Source organism: Streptomyces sp. R11 (genome assembly GCF_041051905.1).
Taxonomy (GTDB): Bacteria; Actinomycetota; Actinomycetes; order Streptomycetales; family Streptomycetaceae; genus Streptomyces.
Genome location: NZ_CP163432.1, coordinates 9,562,086 through 9,582,380, shown reverse-complemented (window position 1 = coordinate 9,582,380; position 20,295 = coordinate 9,562,086). Strand labels below are relative to the sequence as shown.

General features: G+C 63.5%; 17 protein-coding genes and 4 pseudogenes. 10 read left to right on the top strand and 11 right to left on the bottom strand.

Annotated elements, in window-relative coordinates; translation table 11 throughout:
- The first annotated feature begins 333 nt into the window (after positions 1 to 333).
- From AB5J55_RS44165 to AB5J55_RS44140, 6 genes are all read left to right on the top strand, one after another.
- Positions 334 to 3,126: an AAA family ATPase gene (locus AB5J55_RS44165; protein ID WP_369275989.1), complete on the top strand. Its 2,793-nt coding sequence runs from the start codon at positions 334 to 336 to the stop codon at positions 3,124 to 3,126.
- An 846-nt stretch (positions 3,127 to 3,972) separates the two neighbouring features.
- Complete coding sequence (locus AB5J55_RS44160; protein WP_369275988.1) at positions 3,973 to 4,230, top strand: hypothetical protein; 258 nt, start codon at positions 3,973 to 3,975, stop codon at positions 4,228 to 4,230.
- A gap of 25 nt (positions 4,231 to 4,255) precedes the next feature.
- Positions 4,256 to 4,537, top strand: coding sequence for a hypothetical protein (locus AB5J55_RS44155; RefSeq protein ID WP_369275987.1), 282 nt, complete (start codon positions 4,256 to 4,258; stop codon positions 4,535 to 4,537).
- A complete protein-coding gene (locus AB5J55_RS44150) occupies positions 4,534 to 4,881 on the top strand; it encodes a hypothetical protein (protein ID WP_369275986.1) in 348 nt (115 codons plus the stop codon). Before AB5J55_RS44155 ends, AB5J55_RS44150 begins: the two co-directional genes overlap by 4 nt.
- Positions 4,881 to 5,090, top strand: coding sequence for a DUF6087 family protein (locus AB5J55_RS44145; protein ID WP_369275985.1), 210 nt, complete (start codon positions 4,881 to 4,883; stop codon positions 5,088 to 5,090). Before AB5J55_RS44150 ends, AB5J55_RS44145 begins: the two co-directional genes overlap by 1 nt.
- Positions 5,087 to 5,239, top strand: coding sequence for a hypothetical protein (locus AB5J55_RS44140; protein ID WP_369276484.1), 153 nt, complete (start codon positions 5,087 to 5,089; stop codon positions 5,237 to 5,239). Before AB5J55_RS44145 ends, AB5J55_RS44140 begins: the two co-directional genes overlap by 4 nt.
- A gap of 183 nt (positions 5,240 to 5,422) precedes the next feature.
- Here AB5J55_RS44140 and AB5J55_RS44135 read toward each other — a convergent pair.
- Both AB5J55_RS44135 and AB5J55_RS44130 read right to left on the bottom strand, forming a co-directional pair.
- Positions 5,423 to 5,677 (bottom strand): annotated as a pseudogene (locus AB5J55_RS44135) (transposase); the annotation flags it as partial.
- Entirely contained in the window at positions 5,581 to 5,850 is a 270-nt protein-coding gene (locus AB5J55_RS44130) for a transposase (RefSeq protein WP_369275984.1), read from the bottom strand. The gene AB5J55_RS44130 and the pseudogene AB5J55_RS44135, both read right to left, overlap by 97 nt.
- A gap of 178 nt (positions 5,851 to 6,028) precedes the next feature.
- Here AB5J55_RS44130 and AB5J55_RS44125 point away from each other — a divergent pair, with 178 nt between their 5' ends.
- The 3 genes and pseudogenes from AB5J55_RS44125 to AB5J55_RS44115 form a co-directional block, all read left to right on the top strand.
- Positions 6,029 to 7,351 (top strand): FG-GAP repeat domain-containing protein, encoded by a 1,323-nt coding sequence (locus tag AB5J55_RS44125; protein ID WP_369275983.1) that lies wholly within the window; start codon positions 6,029 to 6,031, stop codon positions 7,349 to 7,351.
- 188 nt (positions 7,352 to 7,539) lie between these two features.
- Entirely contained in the window at positions 7,540 to 7,776 is a 237-nt protein-coding gene (locus AB5J55_RS44120) for a transposase (RefSeq protein ID WP_369275982.1), read from the top strand.
- A pseudogene (locus AB5J55_RS44115) lies at positions 7,739 to 8,389 on the top strand (IS256 family transposase); the annotation flags it as partial. The gene AB5J55_RS44120 and the pseudogene AB5J55_RS44115, both read left to right, overlap by 38 nt.
- A gap of 40 nt (positions 8,390 to 8,429) precedes the next feature.
- Here the strand turns inward: AB5J55_RS44115 and AB5J55_RS44110 are convergent.
- From AB5J55_RS44110 to AB5J55_RS44100, 3 genes and pseudogenes are all read right to left on the bottom strand, one after another.
- Entirely contained in the window at positions 8,430 to 9,788 is a 1,359-nt protein-coding gene (locus tag AB5J55_RS44110) for a cytochrome P450 (protein WP_369276483.1), read from the bottom strand.
- A gap of 344 nt (positions 9,789 to 10,132) precedes the next feature.
- Positions 10,133 to 11,281 (bottom strand): DnaB-like helicase C-terminal domain-containing protein, encoded by a 1,149-nt coding sequence (locus AB5J55_RS44105; RefSeq protein WP_369275981.1) that lies wholly within the window; start codon positions 11,279 to 11,281, stop codon positions 10,133 to 10,135.
- A gap of 276 nt (positions 11,282 to 11,557) precedes the next feature.
- Positions 11,558 to 13,110, bottom strand: a pseudogene (locus tag AB5J55_RS44100) (ISAzo13 family transposase); the annotation flags it as partial.
- Between the two features lie 132 nt (positions 13,111 to 13,242).
- Between AB5J55_RS44100 and AB5J55_RS44095 the strand changes: the two are divergent.
- Positions 13,243 to 14,051, top strand: a protein-coding gene (locus tag AB5J55_RS44095; protein WP_369275980.1) for an IS5 family transposase whose coding sequence is annotated in 2 segments (ribosomal slippage) — positions 13,243 to 13,560 and positions 13,563 to 14,051 — 807 coding nt in all. Because the reading frame shifts where the segments join, the coding sequence is not laid out codon by codon here.
- A 50-nt stretch (positions 14,052 to 14,101) separates the two neighbouring features.
- On the opposite strand, the pseudogene AB5J55_RS44090 reads toward AB5J55_RS44095, so the two are convergent.
- From AB5J55_RS44090 to AB5J55_RS44065, 6 genes and pseudogenes are all read right to left on the bottom strand, one after another.
- Positions 14,102 to 14,192: pseudogene (locus tag AB5J55_RS44090) on the bottom strand (XRE family transcriptional regulator); the annotation flags it as partial.
- Positions 14,193 to 14,436: 244 nt separating this feature from the next.
- Positions 14,437 to 15,531 carry a branched-chain amino acid aminotransferase gene (locus AB5J55_RS44085; protein WP_369275979.1) on the bottom strand — a complete coding sequence of 365 codons (1,095 nt, stop codon included), beginning with the start codon at positions 15,529 to 15,531 and terminating at the stop codon, positions 14,437 to 14,439.
- A 269-nt stretch (positions 15,532 to 15,800) separates the two neighbouring features.
- The gene (locus tag AB5J55_RS44080) at positions 15,801 to 16,196 is read right to left on the bottom strand and encodes a nuclear transport factor 2 family protein (protein ID WP_369275978.1); all 396 of its coding nucleotides are present in this window, start codon (positions 16,194 to 16,196) and stop codon (positions 15,801 to 15,803) included.
- 49 nt (positions 16,197 to 16,245) lie between these two features.
- Entirely contained in the window at positions 16,246 to 17,562 is a 1,317-nt protein-coding gene (locus AB5J55_RS44075) for a hypothetical protein (protein ID WP_369275977.1), read from the bottom strand.
- On the bottom strand, positions 17,559 to 18,836 hold the full coding sequence (locus AB5J55_RS44070; RefSeq protein ID WP_369275976.1) for an acetyl-CoA carboxylase biotin carboxylase subunit family protein: 1,278 nt from the start codon (positions 18,834 to 18,836) through the stop codon (positions 17,559 to 17,561). Before AB5J55_RS44070 ends, AB5J55_RS44075 begins: the two co-directional genes overlap by 4 nt.
- Before the next feature lie 126 nt (positions 18,837 to 18,962).
- Entirely contained in the window at positions 18,963 to 20,222 is a 1,260-nt protein-coding gene (locus tag AB5J55_RS44065) for an acetyl-CoA carboxylase biotin carboxylase subunit family protein (protein ID WP_369275975.1), read from the bottom strand.
- Positions 20,223 to 20,295 lie beyond the last annotated feature (73 nt).

Sequence of the window (20,295 nt, the reverse complement as noted above, 5' to 3'; positions counted from 1 at the left end):
CAATAGTTTTCCCGGGGAATAGTCGAGCAGCTGGTGCGGAGGCATTGTGGGACATGCCGTCATCCGCGGCACAATCTGCTCTTCCCGCGTGATTAAGGATGCCAACATCGCCATTCAATCTGCTTGATCCTTCCTATTGAAGCGCTCTTTTTGATCTTCCGGCATGAGAACGCGGATTTCTACCGGGACTTATCCGAGCATAGTGAGAGGCCCATTCATCTCGCTTCAGCGAAGAAGTCGCCGCCGCCAAGGCCATCCCTAGTCAGGGCGCGGGGCGGGCTGCTGGGCACGCATGTGCGGCGCAAAGTGCCATGATTGTGCTTTACTTGATATGTGACGGCTCCAACCACAGTGCACAGTTCCAGGGGATTCGTCGGTCGGACAGAAGCGCTTACCCGGCTCCGCCGATGTGCTGGTGAAGCCCGCGGTGGCAGGCCACAGGCTGTGCTCATCGTGGGGGAACCAGGGATCGGCAAGACGGCCCTGCTTCAGCGGTATGCAACAGAACTCAGTGATTTCACTCTGCTTCGTGCAGTCTGCGATGAAACAGAAGCGGACGTGCCATACGGGCTGATCTCGCAGATAGTGGCCTCTGTTGCTGCTGATGCGAAGGCTTTCCCGTTGTTCAGCACCCCCTTGCCTACGATGGCGGCACCGTACCAGGTAGGTGGCCAGCTACTGGGGCTGCTGGGACGTCTCCAGGACAGCGGCCCCGTCGCCATAGTGGTCGACGATCTCCAGTGGGCGGATTCAGAGTCCGCCCGGACACTTGGGTTCGCGCTGCCTCGCCTCTGGGCCGACCAGGTCTTCGTCATTCTTTCCACCCGTCCGGGAACCCCCGGCGGCTATGACCCGGACTCCTGGCTCCGCCTCGCCCCCACCCTCGAACCAACGAGCCTCCTGCTCGGCGGCCTGGAGCGTAGCGACGTGGCTCAGCTGGCCCAAGAGTCGGGCAAGACCTTGAATCCGATCCTCATTGATCGGATTCACCAGCACACGGGAGGGCACCCTCTCTACGTCCGGACCGTGCTGGCTGATATTTCGCCCGCCACTTCGTACCCCGTGGGGCCGGCAAACACGTTGCCCGTTCCCCAGGTGCTCTCCGATGCGGTGCAGCAACAGCTCGCGCGCCTGCCCGAGGCGAGCCAGCGCATGGCTGAGGCCTTGGCTGTGCTGGACGTACGGTCACCATTGGTAACGGTGGGTGTCGTAAGCGGTGTCGATGACGCCCTGGGAGCATTGGAGCCACTGCTGTCTGCAGGGCTGGCACAATGGTGGCCTTCTGAGGTGAATACCCCCGTTCAGATACATCACGACCTGCAAAGAGCAGCGATCTACGAGAGGATCGCTCCGAAACGCCAGCGGGAATTGCACCGCAAGGCGGCGGAATTGAGCAATGGCGATGACGTATGGAGACACCTGGTAACTGCTGCTGAGGGGGCGGATGAACGACTCGCGACAGAGCTGGAAAAGCGGGCCGGCGAGGAAGCAGCCCGGGGAGAAATCCAGCGCGCATCGACTCACTTGCTGTGGGCCTCAGGGGTGTCCGCCACTGACGCCGAGCGGGAACGGCGGGTGCTCACTGCAGCCGCCTTCCTCCAATGGGGCCAGGCCCCAGCGCGGGCCGAGCCGCTGAGGTCTGCCGTCGAGACCTGCTCCCCTTCCCCTCTGCGGGACTGTGTCGTGGCCCGATACGCCTTGAGTCGGGGTCAGTTCGCTGAGGCTGAAAGGCTCCTTACCGCAGCCCTTAAGGCCAGTGAAAAATCGCAACCCTTGGAGCATGTGGCGGTACTGGCGGCCAGCGGGCTGTGTGCGACGCATATCTGGGACGGCCGGGGGGATGAGCTTTTCAAGGTTTCCAGGCGGGTCCTGAACAGTGAGCGGAGAGATGCGCTCTCCGAACTCCAAGCAAGACTGGCACACGGTTTCGCCTATCTGTTTACTCGCGGGCCACGTGAGGCGGCTGAGCAGCTTTCACGAGTCGCGGACTTGCCTCGGGATCCGGAGAGGGCTACCACCGCACATGCTCCGTCCCTCTTGTGGCGTGGCGCATTTTGGGCACTTGCGGGGGAACTCAATGTTGCAGTCAGGGAGCTTTCCGTGGCACTGGGCTTCGCCCGGGCGCATGCATCGCCGATGTTGGATTGTAAGGCAAATGCCTACCTGGCGTCCGTGCAATATCTACTCGGATCGTGGGACGATGCCGCAATCAATGCCGCGAACGGTGTGACGATTGCATTCTTCGAAGAGCGTCCCTGGTCTTACTGCCAGACACATATGGCTGCATCGCTCGTGGCCTCGGGGCGAGGGGAATGGCAGCGCGCGGCAGCACACATCAGGCAGTGCCGGCAGTGGTGGGAAGCGATGGGGCCCGAGCAGTACGTGGCATGGCCGGCTTTGGCAGCAGCGGTCTTCGCGCAGGCGCAGGAGGACCACCCGGGGATGCTGAGAGCACTACAGCCTGTGCTCGGACTACCAGAGCGCGGATGGCGCATGGCCTTGCGACCATGGTGGCTCCCGCTCTATGCAGAGGCGCTCATCGGTTCAGGAAGGCTTGCGGAAGCTGAACCCGTCTTGCAAGAGATCAGGGAGCTGGCCCGTGAGGTCGCCTGCCTCGGAGTGATCTCGTTCGGACTGTGTGGATGGCACGCCCACCAGCGCGGGCAGCTAGATGCTGCTCGTGACGCCTACGAGGCCGGACTCAACCTACCTGTCCGAGGCGATGATGTGCTCATGCACAGAGCCTTCCTGGAGCGCTCGCTCGGGCGTCTCCTAATCGCGACCGACTCGCCCGAGGAGGCAAGCCTCTACCTCAATCATGCCCGAAGTCGCTACGCGACAGTTCGGGCGCGTCCCTTTGTTGAGCGATGTGAAGCTGACTTGGCTCTCTGCGGCCTGCCGTCTACCAGCAGGACGCCGGACTACTTCGCAACCCTAACCCATCGCGAACAGGACGTTGCCCGCCTCGTCGGGCAAGGTTGGACAAATCAAGAAGTAGCGAGCGAACTGTACGTCAGCTCCAAGACCGTCGAATATCACTTGTCGAACATCTTTGCAAAGCTCCAACTCACTTCACGTCGGCAACTGATGCGCCTCGCCCAACAGCGGAGCGACATGGTGGGATGACGTCAGCCGTCCTGTCCTGCGCAGTGGGAAGAGCAACGCCCTATGCTTGCAACTGCCGCCATTGAAGCTGCGGTTCGGCTCCACTCAGGCCTGCTGGCGTCGGCTGGGCCGGTGCACGAGGGCCAGCTTCTGCGGGAAGCTGCACGTGGCCGACGCCCTAGGCTGTACCCGGGTGCCTGCCTGGATGCTTGCCACATCCAAGCAAGCCCTGCGAGAAGCCACACTCTTGCGCATGCGTGAAGCTGCGGCCGGCCTAGACCACGGGGCCGTAGATATTGTCATGAGTTCCGGATCCCTTGAAGCGCTGACCCGACGAATGTCGGAATTCGGTAGCGGCAAGAAATAGCCGGGGCGCCAATATTCCAGCAGGATTTCGCTGTCTGACCCACAGGTTTCGCCGAGCGGCTGGAGTGTAGCGGGCCGCGGAATGATCAAGGGTGGCCTTCGGCAGGCCGCCCCTCGATCGTGCGACCGCGTCGCAAGTAGGAACAGGGCCATGCGATTGGTCGCAGTGTGCCTCAGGTCGTGCAGGTCCAGTTTGTGCCGAGCTTGTCGTTCGCCAGTTGCGGGATCCACGCCGTATGCAGCCGGGCCACCCCAGGCCATGTCGCTCGACATCGGCGGGCTGTCGCGGGTGCCGGTCAGTGGCAGGTGCGGATCGTCACGGCCGCGCGCGATAGCCCGTCCAGCCCAGAGATACAGGGACCCGCAGTGGTCGCGGTACGCAGCGGCCGGCATTTCGACCGTCTGAGGGATCAAGTGTTCCCGAGCGTCTGCAATAGCTACTCAATTAAGTACTAGAAGGCTCCTGTTATGAGTAGCGCTCGGTGGAGTATGGTTAAGGGCATGGCCACAGACACCGAACTTATCGCCCGGGCCACGCTTGCCCACCTGCGAACCATCGACGCGACCGAGCCCGACCTGACTCGGTCGCGCGTGGTTACCGGGCCCACCGGCACACGGTACGCCGCCCTCGCCAACTCCTCCGGGATTCCGCTGGTTGTCTACCGGTTCAACCCTTCCGGCGGTCAGCTCCGCGCCCTCAAGGGCATCCCCGAACCCGTACGCAGCGCCTACGCCGCACCCCACACGGCAGCAGCCTGACCGCACGCGAAGGGAAACGCCTCTCATGACCGCGCAGTCCGTACACCACACACCCGACCCCGGCCGCATCCCCCGCACGCAAGACGCCGTCGCCGCTGCCCTCCCGCCTGCACAGCGCATGGAGTTCTACCGGCAGATGGGCGAAGCCACAGACGACACCATCGCTACCGTCCTGCGTCGATGGTGGACCCTCGTCCAGGTCGCCGTCGACCCCGCCACTGCCCGCACCGCCGCTGCCGTCAAGGCGGGAACCGCGCCCGGACGCAGCGCTGCCGCCGTCCTGCGCGAGCGGCAGGAGAACCGTTGACCCACGACGGCCCTCAGCACGACTACACCAGCCCCGACGACGAAGACCCGCTCATCCTTTCTCCGGCCGTGCAGCAGGCCATCGGCCCCAAGGCCCCGGCTGCCCTCTTCAGCGCCGTGAGCGTCGTCATGGCCGCGCTGATCGAGGCGTTGGAACTCGGCATCATGCCGCCCGACGCGATGCCCATCCCCGGCATCCCTGGCGCCTACCTGCACCCCGTGCCGAACGACCTCGGCATGATCGAATACCACGACACCCAGACCCCCAAGGGGCGACCGGCGTACTACCTCGCGCGCATCGTCAGCCCTGACGACTTCCTGGAACGACTTCTGACCCCACCCTGATGGCAACGAGCTCCAGGAGGACGAGGACGGTGGCGGAAGAGGAGCCTCTGCACGAGTGGGCCGCCCGACGCGACCGGCGCGGGGCGGCGGAACGGGAGATGACCGGCACACGCCGTGCCGTCCCTCTCACCGACGGAGCCCGCGCCTCTCACGTTGCCCCCAACGGGCCCCGCGCGCCCTACTCGAATGGGATGGGCAGGCACGGGTGACCGTCGGCGTCGCCCCGAGCGCAGACGCTGCTGCCCGGGAGTCCTCGGCCACACGCCCGCTCCTGAGCCCGAGAATGGGCCGGATGACCGGCCCCGCCCACCCAGGTCTCGGGCCCGGCCGAGGACGTCACCGCACCGTCCGCCAGTGATAGCCGCGCACCCGCCCCGACGACGCCCCGCACACCACAGACCGCGGCCTCCAGCGGCGTCCGTGCCCGCACCACGATCCGCTCACCCTCATCGGCCACACCTCGGTTCGGGGCGCCTTTGCGGGAGATGACCGGCAGGATGCGCCGCTTGCGCAGCTCACGCCGGTTGGGGTTGGAGTCATAGCCCTTGTCGCCGAGCAGCGAGTCGGGGCGGCGGCGTGGGCGGCCGGGCCGTCCGGCCACGCGTGGGATCCCGTCGACGAGGGCGAAGGTCTGGGTGACGTCGTTGACGTTGGCCGCGGTGGTGAAGACCTTGAACGGGGTCCCCTTGCCGTCGCAGATCAGGTGGTGTTTGCTGCCCGCCTTCCGCCGGTCGACCGGCGACGGACCGGTGTTGGCTCCCCCTTTTTCGCGTGGACGTGGGAGCCGTCCACGCACGCGCGGGACCAGTCGAGTTCGCCGGCCGCGTTGAGTTCGGCGAGCAGGATGCGGTGCAACTGGTCGAAGACGCCGGCCTGCTGCCATCGCTCCAGGCGCCGCCAGCAGGTCTGCCCGGAGCCGAACCCCAACTCCAGGGGCAGGAGTTGCCAGGCTAAGTGTCTGTCTGACATCTCTGCTTGTACGTTCTCGCGTTAGGCAGAGAGGAGTGTGCGATCCGTATCGTGTGTGCGGCCCGTAGAGCTACCTGGCGTTGGCAGTTGCCGAATATGGGGAGTCCTCGTGGGAACTCGCGTAGCCGTGTGTTCAGCGCTGGGTGCGCTTCTGCTGCTGAGCGGTTGCAGCGGTGGGATGAGCACACCCTCCGATGCGGCGCCGCGTACCGCTCCGAGCCCGGCTCGTGCCATTGCCAAACCCAGCGATTTCAACGGCGATGGACGAACTGATCTTGCCGTGAAAGCCCAGGACAACACGGCGGTCCGCGTATATAGCGGTGAGCCTGGTCGGTTGAACGTCAAAGCGTCGGCTGTCATCACGCCCCGCAGCCCTGGAATGCCGCGCGGCATCCGAGAGGCGGACGGGTTTGACGAGCTGGTATCCGGCGACCTTGACCATGACGGATACGCGGACCTGGCGCTCCACGTACGCGGTGACGAGATTCCCGATGAGCACAACACCGTTGTGCTCTGGGGAGCGCCAAGCGGCTTGACCGGGGCTGCCAGCTACCTGCAGCACCTGCCTGCACTGAGCGCGAAGCAGCGCCGCATGACGGCTGACCCGGATACGGATGTCGCGCCAGACCCAGACGTCAATCACACCATGGGCCTGCAGATGGGCAATTTCGACGGCGATCAGAATGTCGATCTGATGCGGTTCGCCGACGACTCTGGCCCATCTGAGCTCTTCCACGGCCCGTTCAAGCGCACGGGAGCAGCGCGCTATGTGACGCCTACCCGAGCGTGTGGTGCCAGGGAAGGAGACAGCCTGGCTGTGCTGTCATCGGCGAACAGTCCCGGTGACGAACCAGACCTTGGCATCGTTACCAACGACGAGCCTGACGCGCGTGGCAAGCAGCCGACACTCTGGTACCCCTTCACGGAGGAGGCCCGCTCCGGGCGCCGGCAGCTGCCCCCTGCCACCGCGGCAAGCTCAGGCGACATCGACTGCGACGGCCAAGAGGATCTCGTACTCACCGAAGGCAGCCTGCGCTATGAGGGTGCTCAGCCTTCCGTTCCTGGCGGCCAAGTCTCCGTCATCTACGGAGCACCAGAGGGCTATGGCAAGGGACGCGCGACAACACATATCACCCATGACAACGGCACCATCTCACCCTTCAACCTGGATGGCGCCCAGGCTGTCGGAGACGTCACAGGAGACGGCTGCGCCGACGTCGTCGTGACCGCCGATGCCAGGCGACTGCTGCTCTTCGCGGGAAGTCACACGGGCCTTCGCACCAAAGCCCAAACAGTCACCACTCAGCAGCTCGGCCTCCCCGCAATCCACGATGGCGCACCCAACGGTTTCGGCGAACCGTACCTGAGCGATGTGGACGGTGACAGGAACGCTGACCTGGTGACGGGCCCCCTCCGAGAGGGGCACGGCCATAGCGTCACAGTGGTGCTATACGGCACACGCAACGGCTTCGATATCGACACACCGCTGCTTTTGTCATAGCCCACCTCAAGACCTAGGCATATGATGCGATCTGTCCCTGATCTGCCCCACTGCTGGGCACCGAGCACGCGCGGGCTCCCAGTCCACCGCGCCCAGGGTGAAGTCTCGCACGGACGCCTGACGGAACCGCCGAACTGGGGGGAGTGTAAATCTAACGGCGGATCCGACGATCATGGGAGAGACGTCAAGTGACTGACACCGCCGTGGAGTTGGAGACCGTGGAACCTGTCGAGAGTGCCCAGCCTGGGCAGCCTGCGCCCGTGTCCGACGAGCAACTGGTTGCGATGCTGGTAGAGCGGGCCCGGTCGGAGGGGCTGCAGCTGACCGGGCAGGGCGGGCTGCTGCAGCAGCTGACCAAGCGGGTCTTGGAATCTGCTCTGGAGCACCGAAGGGACCCGGGACATCCTGGGGATCTGGGCCGGTGACGGCGGCGAGGGTGCGAAGTACTGGCTGCAGGTGTTCACCGAGCTGAAGAACCGCGGCCTGGACGATGTGTTGATGCTGGTCTGCGACGGGCTCAAGGGACTGCCCGAGGCCGTGGAGGCCGTCTGGCCTCGCACGATCGTCCAGACGTGTGTGGTGCACCTGCTGCGCAACTCGTTCCGTTACGCCGCCCGCCAGGACTGGGACAAGGTCGCCAAGGCACTCAAGCCCGTCTACACCGCACCCAGCGAGGACGCGGCGACGGAACGGTTTCTGGAGTTCCAGGAGACGTGGGGCCGGAAGTATCCGGCGATTGTGAAGCTGTGGTCGGACGCCTGGGCCGAGTTCGTGCCCTTCCTCTCCTTCGACGTCGAGATACGCAAGGTCATCTGCAGCACGAACGCGATCGAGAGCGTCAACGCCCGCATCCGCAGGGCCGTCCGCGCCCGCGGACACTTCCCCAACGAGGCCGCCGCCCTCAAGTGCATCTACATGGCGCTGATGAGCCTGGACCCGACGGGGAAGGGCCGCAAGAGGTGGACCATGCGATGGAAGGCACCCCTGAATGCGTTCCAGATCGCCTTCGAGGGCCGCCTGACCTCGAGCAACAGCTGACACTCAACAACCAAGATCAGCCGTTAAATTGACACACCCCTCAGCCGTGGCTGGCCGGTTCATCGCGGGGGCGGACGCGCATCATAATGCCGTCCTTGGGGTGAACAGTCATGGCAGTGCGCGCTTGGGGAGACCGACCGGGCGCTGGGCGGAGTTGGTACTGCTGGAGGATCATGGCGACGGCGAGCTGGAGGGTGAGCTGTGCTGGTCCCATGCCCACACAGACGCGGGGGCCAGCGCCGAATGGGAAGTAGGCGAATCGGTGGCGGGCGGCGGTATTTTGGGGGGCGAACCGTTCGGGGTCGAAGCGCTCGGGGTCGGGCCAGAATTGCGGGTGGTGGTGGGTGACCCAGGGGCTGAGCACGATGAGGGAGTTCGGCGGGATGCGGTGGCCGTTGAAGCACTCTTCCTCACCGAGCAGTACCCGGGTGTAGGCCCAGAACGGCGGGATCAGCCGCATGGACTCGTTGATGACCTGGCCAAGGTACGGCATTGCGGCAAGGTCGTCGGCAGTGGGACGGCGGCCGTTGAGGGCGGTCTGTATCTCGGTCACAAGACGTTGCTCCACCTGTGGGTGGGTGGCAACCAGGTGTAGACACCAGTCGAGGGCGCAGGCGGTGGTTTCGTAACCGGCCACCAGGTTCGCTGTGATTTCGTCGCGCAGTTCGGTCTCGTTCAGCGCCTCGCCGGTGGTCTCGTCGCGTGCGTCGAGGAGTAGGGAGAGCAGGTCTTGCTCGGCGCGGGGCCCGCTGGCGCGCCGTTGGCTGATGATCTCGTGAATGACGTGGTTGATCTCCTGCTGGGCGTGCTTGATCCGCCGATTTTCGGGGGTCGGCCAGGAGGGTGGTATCTCCAGGAACATGCCCTTGCCCGCCGCGGTCAGCACACGTTGCACGCTGCTGGTCAGGCGACGAACCTGCCGGTCATCGAGGCTGGTGCCGAGCAGGGTGTCCAGCAGCACACCGAGGGATATACGTTCCATTTGGTGCGATATCTCGACCTGGCTGTCCGGGCCGGCTTCCCAGTCGTTGATCACGGCGGCGATCCGGGCCGTGATGATATCGCTCATGACATCGGTCTTGCGTCTTTGGAATGCCGGCTGCAGTATCCGACGCTGTCGCCGCCAGTAATCGCCGTTGCTCACCGTCAGGCCGTTGCCCATGAGCGTGTTGTAGTGCGCGCTGGGCCGCACCACGACGTACTTCGAGCTGTTCTTGACCAGCACCTGTTGAACATGATCAGGGTGTGCAAGCAGGTACATCGTGGCCGGCCGCTTCAGCGGTAGTGCCACTACATCACCGTATGCGTGGAAGGACTCCAGCAGGAAATCCGCACCGCGCTTGATCATCATGGGGGTCACGCCGAGCAGTGGGTAGCCTTTCGGACCTGGAATGGTCATCGGATTCACCGTCGCCTCCTGGCTGGACCGCTCCCTCAGCCGCGAGGGTCACCGAGGTTTCGGCGGTGGCCTCTCGTCCCGATTATTGTCCTGGCAGAGGCACCGGCAACCCAAACGGCACGAGGGTCGCTCAACTGCCTCCGCTGCTGCTGAGAACGAACCCAAGCCGGCCTTGCAGCAGCAGGACGGGTGGGTTGGGTGAGCGTTCGCTTTTGATCTTGTTGGGGATGCTTCGTCAACCAATAGCCAATACGTCCCACGCAGCTATTCGGATCGAATGCGTCCCGAGTCCGCCACTGCTGTGACACACCGGTGGCAATGAGCTTCTTCAGAATGGCCGCCGATCAGGTGACGCAGCAGCTGACGGCACAGACGGGACCTACGGCAACGACCCTGCTCTGCAACAGGGTCAACACCAAGCGCGGCTTCACTCTCATGAGACTCGGTTGAAGAAACTCAATCACCCCTCGATCCGCCGCTCTAACGATCAAGGACGCCCGGACACGGGCGGGCCGACACCGGATGCCGTTCCGCCGAAGGGGGGCATCACCGAGCCGACGGCGAAACGAGACCAGACTGCGGTGGTGCATGAGCCAGCCGATGCTCCGTTCGATGGTCCACCGCCGCGGAATGACCGTGAACCACCACCGCCCTCGACCACGGCGCCCGCCTGGGCATCGACGTCCACCCGGTCCCGCGCCCGCCGGGACCAAGGGGTAGCCGGCGTCTGCCCAGGCCTTGGTCACGCGCGGGTGGCGGGTGGCGATGCGGGACAGCAGCTGGACGCCGGCCGCGGTGTCGGACACGCCCGCGGCGGTGACCAGCACGGTCAGCAGCAGGCCGAGGGTGTCGCAGCCGAGGTGGCGCTTGCGCCCGAGCGCGGGGTCGTCGCTGTCCACGACGGCCAGGACGGGGACGTGAAGCGAGCGGGCGAGGGCGGCCAGGGCCTGGGATGCGTCCGGCAGGCGGTCGCCGGACAGGGGCAGCCGGGCACTATGGGCAGCCTGGAGCCGGTCCACGACCACGAGGGCCAGGTCCAGCACGTGCGGGGCGGTGTCCGCGATCGCCTCGGCAGTCAGGCCGCTGCCGTCGTCAATCAGCAGTGGAGCTTGGCCCAGTTGCTTTGCGACTTCCTGCTCGTGAGGTGTGAGGCGGCCCTGCTTCAGGCGGGGATAGTCACCGCTGGTTTCCGCGGAGAGGATCCGGCGGAACATGTCATCGCGGTTCGGGCCGGACGCGGCGTAAAGCACGCGGTGGCCGTCGACGAGCGCGGTCTTCCGGGCAGTGGCCAGCCCCAGCAGACTCCCGCCGACGTTCGGGGGTGCGGCCACCACTGTCAGCCTGCCTGCCTGCAGACGGCCGGCGGCGGTGTCCAGTCCGGGCAGTCCGAACGTTGGGCCCGTGGCAGGACCAGTGGTGAGCATCGTGCCCATCGCGTCGCCGAGCGTGGCAAGCCTGCGGTGCACGCTCCTGCGCTCCCGTTTACTGGTCACCGCACCTCCTGCGGTCGCCGCGCCCGCGGCCGAATCGAGTGAAGGGATTCCAGTGGCGGAGTCGACGGGCAGCAGGACCGCGACCGGCGTGGTGCCGCGCCGCAGCAACTGCGGCTCACCCTTAGGGCGTGCAGATCTTTAACTCGTCTTTTTGACCTTGGTTTGGGTGGGGTCGGAAGCGAGGAAGGTCGTGACGTCGGCTGGTGTGCGGAGGCGGGCTGTTGAGGTGTTGATGTGGTGGCCGTGTGCTTCCAGAAGTGGGCTGACCTCTTGTTTCGCGCGGCTGATGGTCATGGCGGTGACGCCGAAGAGTTGGCCGAGGAGGTCCATGGTGGCGAGTTTGCGCAGGTGGAGCACGGTGGCCAGGATCCGGTCGGCTGGGGTCAGCTTGGCTTTGGCGCCCGCGCCAGGGGCGACCATGCGCTCGTGACCACGGCGGGTATGGAGCACTCGCTCGTGTTGAATCTCCAGCGCGGGAGTCAGTGCGTCGATGAGCTCGCTGAGCTGTTGGCGGGTCATCCCGGTCAGTTCAGGGGCTGCAGCGACTGCTGGGTAAGGCGATCCGGACCGTCCGTCGGGGCCTGGTTTGACGTGGTGTTGGTCGCTAAGGGCTCCGGCGGGTGCTGGGGGTGGAGGGTGTAGTTCCAGTCGCCGTGGAAGCGGTGCCGGGTGATCGGTAGGGCGGCGATCTCCTCGTCGCTGACCTGGATGCCGGTGGGGTACGGGTTGGTGTCGAGTTCGGCGTGCACCGTCAGGCCGGTCTTGGTGGTGGTGGCCGCGATGCTCTCGATGATGACTTCGTGGCTGGTCAGGGGCCTTCCGCGCCAGTTCATAGTGATGTGGGAGAACAGCCGGTGCTCGATCCGGTTCCACTTCGAAGTGCCGGGAGGCAAGTGGCAGACGGTGATGGTCAGGCCGGACTCAGCGGCGAACTGGGCGAGTTCGGTCTTCCAGGTGCGGGTGCGATACCCGTTGGAGCCGCCCGCATCGGCGGTGATCAGCAGTCGGCCGGCCGTCGGGTAGGTGGCCCGGCCGGCTCCGTTCCACCAGCGGCGGATCGACTCGACGGCGAACGCGGCGGTGTCGTGGTCGGTGCCCACGTTGACCCAGCCGGTGTTCGCGGCGACGTCGTAGATGCCGTAGGGCACCGCTCTGCCCAGCTCGCGATCGGGGAAGTCGTGGGTGTCGACCCGCACCGGCTCGCCTCGCGGCTCCCATTCACGGCCGTTGTTCTTGAACGGGCCGACCAGCTCCTTCTTCTTCGTGTCCACACTGATCACCGGTGCCCCGCAGTCCTGGTGGTCGCGGGCCTGCTCGTTGAGGTAGTGGAATTGTGCGTCCCGGTCGGGGTGCTGCTTGCCTTCGAGGGTCTTGGCATTGCTCTGCAGACCGAAGCCCTCCTCGCGCAGCAGGTCGCCCACCGTGTCCGCACAGATCCGGTGGCCCTGCCGGGTCAGCTGTTCGGCGGGCTTGCGGGTGGATTTGGTGGTCCAGCGCAGCGGCGACATGGGATCCCCGCGGACGTCGGGCTCGACCAATGCGAGGAGAGCCTCCCGGACAGCTGGGTTCAGGTCGGCGACGCGTTTGCGGCCACCGCCGGGCCGGCGGATGCGTCCCAACGGGGCCTCTCTTGAGCCGAGTTCCCGCACTCCGGCAGACACAGTGCCCTCACGGACACCGGCGGCACGGGCGACCGCTCGGATCCCGCCGTGGCCGAGGGACTGGGCCTCCGCCCCTATCACCAGGCGACGCTGCCGCTCGTCCAGGTGCGGCAGAATCGCCCCGAACTTGGCTGCCAGCATGGCCCGTTGCCCTTCCAACCCGCTCATGTCAGACCAACGAACCACCGAACGGAAAGCCACGAGTTAAAGATCTGCACGCCCTTAGAGCTCGTAACACGATCTTGTTGAAGTGCCCTGGTAGGGCGTGACTGATGTGATGATTCGGCCGTTCGGGATGGTGTGAGTGCTCGGCCGTGGATCGTGGACGATGGCTTGTGGGCGTTGATCGAGCCGCTGCTGCCCGCGTGGCCGGAGAAGTCGCCGGGGCCGCGGCCGGTGGCGGACCGGCTGTGTCTGCAGGGCATCCTGTACGTGCTCCACAACGACTTAGCCTGGCAACTCCTGCCCCTGGAGTTGGGGTTCGGCTCCGGGCAGACCTGCTGGCGGCGCCTGGAGCGATGGCAGCAGGCCGGCGTCTTCGACCAGTTGCACCGCATCCTGCTCGCCGAACTCAACGCGGCCGGCGAACTCGACTGGTCCCGCGCGTGCGTGGACGGCTCCCACGTCCGCGCGAAAAAGGGGGAGCCAACACCGGTCCGTCGCCGGTCGACCGGCGGAAGGCGGGCAGCAAACACCACCTGATCTGCGACGGCAAGGGGACCCCGTTCAAGGTCTTCACCACCGCGGCCAACGTCAACGACGTCACCCAGACCTTCGCCCTCGTCGACGGGATCCCACGCGTGGCCGGACGGCCCGGCCGCCCACGCCGCCGCCCCGACTCGCTGCTCGGCGACAAGGGCTATGACTCCAACCCCAACCGGCGTGAGCTGCGCAAGCGGCGCATCCTGCCGGTCATCTCCCGCAAAGGCGCCCCGAACATCAAGGGGCTGGGCAAACTCCGCTACGTCGTCGAGCAGACCTTCGCCCTGCTCCACCAGTTCAAGCGCCTCGCCGTCCGCTGGGAACGCCGCACCGAACTCCACGACGCATTCCTCTCGTTGGCCTGCAGTCTGATCTGCTGGAGACGCCTCAAGAAACACCGATCATGATCGCGTTACGAGCTCTACGAGCGCTTCTACGGCCGGTCGAGCTCGGCCGCGAAGAAAGCCGACGCCGCCTTCAAGATCTCGTTCGCCCGACGCAGTTCGGCGTTCTCGGCCCCGCAGACGCTTGATCTCCGCGGCTTCCTCCGAGGTGGTGCCGGGCCGCTGGCCGGCGTCCACCTGCGCTTTGCGGACCCAGATCCGCACGGTCACCGCTGCACCGATGCCCAGCTTCGCCGCAACCGCCTTCATCGCGGCCCACTCGGTCGGGTAGTTCGGGTGGATCTCCGCGACCATGCGTGCCGCACGCTCACGCAGCTCGGGAGGGTAGGGGGACAGACGTGCCATGACTCGATCCTCTCAGGGAATCGAGCCTCCATTGGCTGCCACTTCAGATGACGCGGCGCAACCAGCCATGAGTGTCCTCTGCAAGTCCATACTGAATGTCCAGCACGTGCTTGCGCAGCGCCAAGGTCCATGCGCCAGGTGCCCCGTTGCCGATCGTGAACTCGTACCCGTTCCCCCTAAAGCCGACAATGGGTGTGATCACTGCGGCCGTGCCTGTGGCAAACACCTCCGTGATGCTGCCCTCGGCAGCTCCGTAACGAAGTTCATCCATGCTCACAGGTCGTTCTTCCGCTGTCAGCCCGAACTCGCTGGCTAGGACAAGGACCGTAGCGCGGGTGACTCCCTCCAAGATCGTGCCGAGAGGGGGGGTGAGGAGACGGCGATCGGAGGTGACGAGGCAGAGGTTCATCGTGCCGGATTCCTCCAGATTGCCCTTGCCGTCGGCCCCGAGGCGGTCGAGATAGAGCACCTGGTCACAACCGTGCTGCTGGGCCTCGTTCTGCGCCGCAAAGCTTGCCGCATAGTTCGCTCCGCACTTGGCTGTTCCGGTGCCGCCCTTGGCTGCGCGGGTGTACTTGCTGTTCACCCACAACGTGACACCCCTGACGCCGGATGCGAAGTACGGGCCCACAGGACTTGCAATCACGGAGTAGATCACTCGCTTGGCGGGCCGTAGCCCGAGGAACGCCTCGGAAGCGAACATGAACGGACGGATGTAGAGGCTTTCTTCGCCAGCCGATCCCGGAACCCACTGCTCGTCCGCACGGACCAGCTCTTCCACGCTGCTCAGGAAATCACCCCCCGCCAGCTCGGGCAGCGCCAAACGTGTGGCTGAGCTGGCGAAGCGCCGTGCGTTGAGCTCTGGGCGGAACAGCCAGACGCTGCCGTCGGCGTGGCGATATGCCTTGAGCCCCTCGAAGACCTCCTGCGCATAGTGCAACACAGCGGCGCTTGGATGTAGGGGAAAAGGCTGCAGCGGCATGATCTTGCGGTCGTGCCATTCCCTATCGGGGGTCCACACGGCGGAGGCCATATGGTCAGTGAAGTAGCGGCCGAACTCTGGGGCAGCAAGAATCGCAGCACGCTCGGCATCCGGTACAGGGGTCCTCGTCCGGGACAGAGGGAATTGATTGCTCATAACCTGAGTCCTTGCGATAGAACGGCAGCTCTTAGACGTCACGCTCCCCTGTGCCGGGCCCCGAGGTCACGCAAGGGAAAACGGGTGCACATCAAGGACAAGAGAGATCGTCACGCGCAATAAGGCTCGAGGTATGGCAAAGTCACACCAGAGCGACGCACTCGACACACGCGGACGATAGTCATCACGTGACAGCCGGGTCCCACCGGCCCACATCTTGGTGGCCAGCGTCTTCAGCGGAGACGGGACAGTCAGTCATCTGTTTTAGGTCAGACCAGCGGCGTATAGAAAAAAGTGGTGCGGGCGGAAAATGTGCCGAGCGGTGTCACAGTGAAGAAATCCGCAAAGCGCACGGAGATCTCGGCGCCGTTGTGCAGCATGCCGCGAAAAGTTCCATGAACAGCAACTTCCCCTCCCTGGATGATCGCTTTGGATATCACATGGCGACCGGTCCTGATGACTCGCTCATGGCGGTAGAACCTTTCCAATGCAGCCCCTGTGAGTCCTTCATACCCAGGCCGAGAGTACTCTGCCGTGGGTTCGAACAATTGCAGAAGGCCGGTGACATCACCATCATCCACCAAGCGATAATACTCACGAACGACGGCAATGGGATCGGTCTCTTGGTGACTGCTCCCTGCCGATTCCTCGCGCTGATTGATCACGGCACCTCCTGTGAATCTGCTACTGGTGGGCGTCGAAGATGGAGAGAAGTTACCGGCCAGAGTGCGCTGAAAAAAGCCGGTCCAGTTCGTTGATGTATGCCTCTTCGTCTGCTGGGCTTCTGTATACGAGGATGTACAGAAACCCCTTACTTCCTTCTCCCGGAGGCACAGGCATTGTCATGAGTATGCCTTGTCGATCTACAGGATCGTAAGCGAGCCCTGCGGCTTGTATGGCGGAGAGGAAAGCGCCAGTCGTCACGGGCTCCCACGTCGCCGCAGCAGCGATCTGCTTAATTGTCCGAGTGCTGAACGCTGGTTCAACAATCCGATCTCTGAGCACCTCATACAGGTGTGTGGAGGTGGTCGTCCTGGCGTTCACTTCCGTGAAGACTATTTCCCCGCCTGCCGTGATCACAGCGTCTGCGCATAGACGTCCCCGATAACCGATGGAATGATATGCGTGCGCCAGTTTTTCGGAATCTGTAATGAGGGGAGAATATTGCGTAGCTGCCCTCGAATTGGGTATTAGCGTGTCACATGCCAACAGCCTTTCGATGTATGTAAGAGACCCTGCACTGCCGAGTTCGACGCCCGCGTCGGTAACCTTGAATTCTGCGTAGCAACTGGTCAAGACGTTGAGGAGGCGTTCGACGGCAACGGGATGGACACCATCCGCTGACGCCCACCTCCAGCGGTCGCTCCAATATCGAGCTACGCCGTCTGCTGCGTTAAGGTAATGAAAGTGTCGCCCGCCTATGTTCGTGGGGAGGCGGCTGCCGGCCCGCAGCACGATTTCATTTCCTGCCGCGCCTCCGTGTTGTGTCTTTTTCACCATCACATCGTGGCCCGTGTCGATCACGCTCTGCATTGCATGAGCAGCTTCAGTTGGGCTCCAACAGACGGATCCTGGGGCTATTTGCACTCCTGTACCGGAGGCGATGGCGCGAAACGTGGCCTTGCTGTTGACCAATGCACTGCCTCCTTGAGCGAAGAAGGAAGCCCCGGGCAGGTGCTCCGCGAGACCGAGTCTCGATGCAAATTCGCCCAGCTGAGCCGAAGGGAAGAGGGGGAAAATCTCAGACACGTCTCCTAGCTGCCGGGAAATCGATTCTGTAAACCCTTCGTCGAGCAAGGAGAAAGGGTCGATCTGGCGCCTCCCGAAGCGACCTTCGGGACTGATGTTAATACTCACCCGAGCCATGTCCACGCCAATAGTTTTTCCGACATGGTCGAGGAAATCCTGATCTGGGGCGTCGGAGAGTATGACGACATCGCCTTCCTCTACGAACCAAAATGCTCGCTGGGCCCAAGCACGAGGATCGCTGCGCTCGAACAGATCGATATCATTCGCAATGAGAACCCTCATTGCGAATCACCGTTTCCGGGAGTGCCTTCCTGAGATTCCGTCGATGCAGACTTGGCGGTCTCTTCGTGGACGTTTCGAACCGTTGCGACCACTGCGTCCATCACTCGGCGGCATTCGGTCTCGTCATAGGCAGTCACGGTTGTGTAGCCAATCCCCATCGCTGTCGTCTCGGTCATGTCGACCATTATCTTTCCCTGAGGAGTTATCCAGACTTCTCCCACTCCGTTGATTCGGGTGAGGTCTTCTTCTCGGACCATGTTGGGAATTCCTGGGATGGAGGGCAGATTGACCCAGCCGTGAACGAGGCCGGACTCAACCTCGCGTACCTCTGGTTCATCATTTGTGAATAGTTGTGTGGCCGCGGCCCATAGGTCGACCCCGATCGTTTTTTCGGCTACCGCTCCAACGAGACTGCCTCCTGGTCGGCAGGCGAGTTCACTAGCGATGAAGCTGCCCTGCTGTCCGAATGCTTCAAAATGGAAGACACCGACGGAGTGAGACAGCGCTGCGAGTGCTCGTGTCGTGAATTCCTCGACCTCGGCATAGAGATCGGGGTTCTTCCAAGGGGGCAGGGCGACGGACCGGGCAGGTTCTCCCCTCTTAGTGCAGAGCAGTGGTTCCACATAGCGTGAAACCATAAGGTTGGTGATTCGTCCGTCTTTCACGATCCCATCAAAATGCCATTCCGGAGCCGTGATGTGTTCTTCTACGAGGAGGCGTCGCATGTGCGGGTTGGCTTCGGCGTAGGCGGCGATCTCGGCTGGTGACTCCGCTACGGATACGTTCTCTGAGCCCGCCGCTGCAAGTGGCTTGATGACAAAGGGAGCGTGCAGGTCTGCTCGGTCCAGGAGTTTCTCGACTTCTCTCTGCTCCGCCGCGTCCGGCAGTACGAGGAATTTACCCGTCGGGATTCCCGATTCAGTCCATAGGGTTTTCTGTATGGCCTTGTCTCTGCATGCCATTGCGACGGCGGGATCGAGGGCGATGGCGCCGATCTGCTTGCCGAGGATCGCGGTAGGGACGACCGCATACTCGTTGACCGTGAGAGCGGCATCGATTTTCGGGAGCGGCTTCAAGTGATCAATAGCCGACCACAGGGATTCCACGTTACGGTACGAATCAACCGCACACTTGCGCGCGATGCAGCCCTCCAGCTCCGGAGTGTTGTTCATACGTGATACCTCGCCGGCTTCGTACAGAAGCGTGATGTCGTGTCCGGCACGATGCAATGCCTGTACGGTTTCCGGGCGGGCCCCTACCAGCAGAACGTGCATCAGAATTCTCCCTTTGTGCTATCTAGGACAGGGTGTTTCATGCCAATAGGACGAATTGTGAAGTCCAGGTTGGGTGGAGCGGATTGGCCGCAAGGTCGGCCCGGATCGCTATCGCTGGACGCAGATTCAGGGCGCGTCTTCGTTGGATTCCGTTGATGTGGACTTGGCGGTCTTTTCGTGTATGTTTCGAACCGTTGCGATCACCGCGTCCATCACGCGGCGGCATTCTGCATCGTCGGAGGCGCTCACAGTTGCGAAGCCAATCCCCGTGGATGTTGTCTCGGACATGTCGTACATCATTCGTCCTTGAGGCGTTACCGAGACCTGACCCACTCCGTTGATTCGGGTGAGGTCTTCTTCTCGGACCATGTTGGGAATTCCTGGGATGGAGGGCAGATTGACCCAGCCGTGAACGAGGCCGGACTCGACCTCGCGTACCTCTGGTTCATCATTTGTGAATAGTTGTGTGGCCGCGGCCCATAGGTCGACCCCGATCGTCTTTTCGGCTACCGCTCCAACGAGACTGCCTCCTGGTCGGCAGGCGAGTTCACTAGCGATGAAGCTGCCCTGCTGTCCGAATGCTTCAAAATGGAAGACACCGACGGAGTGAGACAGCGCTGCGAGTGCTCGTGTCGTGAATTCCTCGACCTCGGCATAGAGATCGAGGTTCTTCAAAGGGGGCAGGGCGACGGACCGGGAAGGTTCTCCCCTCTTAGTGCAGAGCAGTGGTTCCACATAGCGTGAAACCATAAGATTGGTGATTCGTCCGTCTTTCACGATCCCATCAAAATGCCATTCCGGAGCCGTGATGTGTTCTTCTACGAGGAGGCGTCGCATGTGCGGGTTGGCTTCGGCGTAGGCGGCGATTTCGGCTGGTGAATCCACTACGGATACGTTCTCTGAACCGCCGGCTGCCAGTGGCTTGATGACAAAGGGAGCGTGCAGGTCTGCTCGGTCCAGGAGTTTCTCGACTTCTCTCTGCTCCGCCGCGTCCGGCAGTACGAGGAATTTAGCCGTCGGGATTCCCGATTCAGTCCACAGGGTTTTCTGTATGGCTTTATCTCTGCATGCCATTGCGACGGCGGGATCGAGGCCGATGGCGCCGATCTGCTTGCCGAGGATCGCGGTAGGGACCACCGCATACTCGGAGACCGTGAGAGCGGCATCAATTTTCGGGAGCGGCTTCAAGTGATCAATACCCGACCACAGGGATTCCACGTTACGGTACGAATCGACCGCACACTTGCGGGCGATGCAGCCCTCCAGCTCCGGATTGCCGCTCATACGTGCGGCTTCCCAGGCCTCGTACAGAAGCGTGATGTCGTGCCCGCCACGATGCAAACCCACGACGGTTTCCGGACGAGCTCCAACCAGCAGAACATGCATCAGTATTCTCCCCTGCGGTGTGACCTGGATGGGATGGGAGGCCGGATGAACTGACCAGGTGTGTTATCCGCCT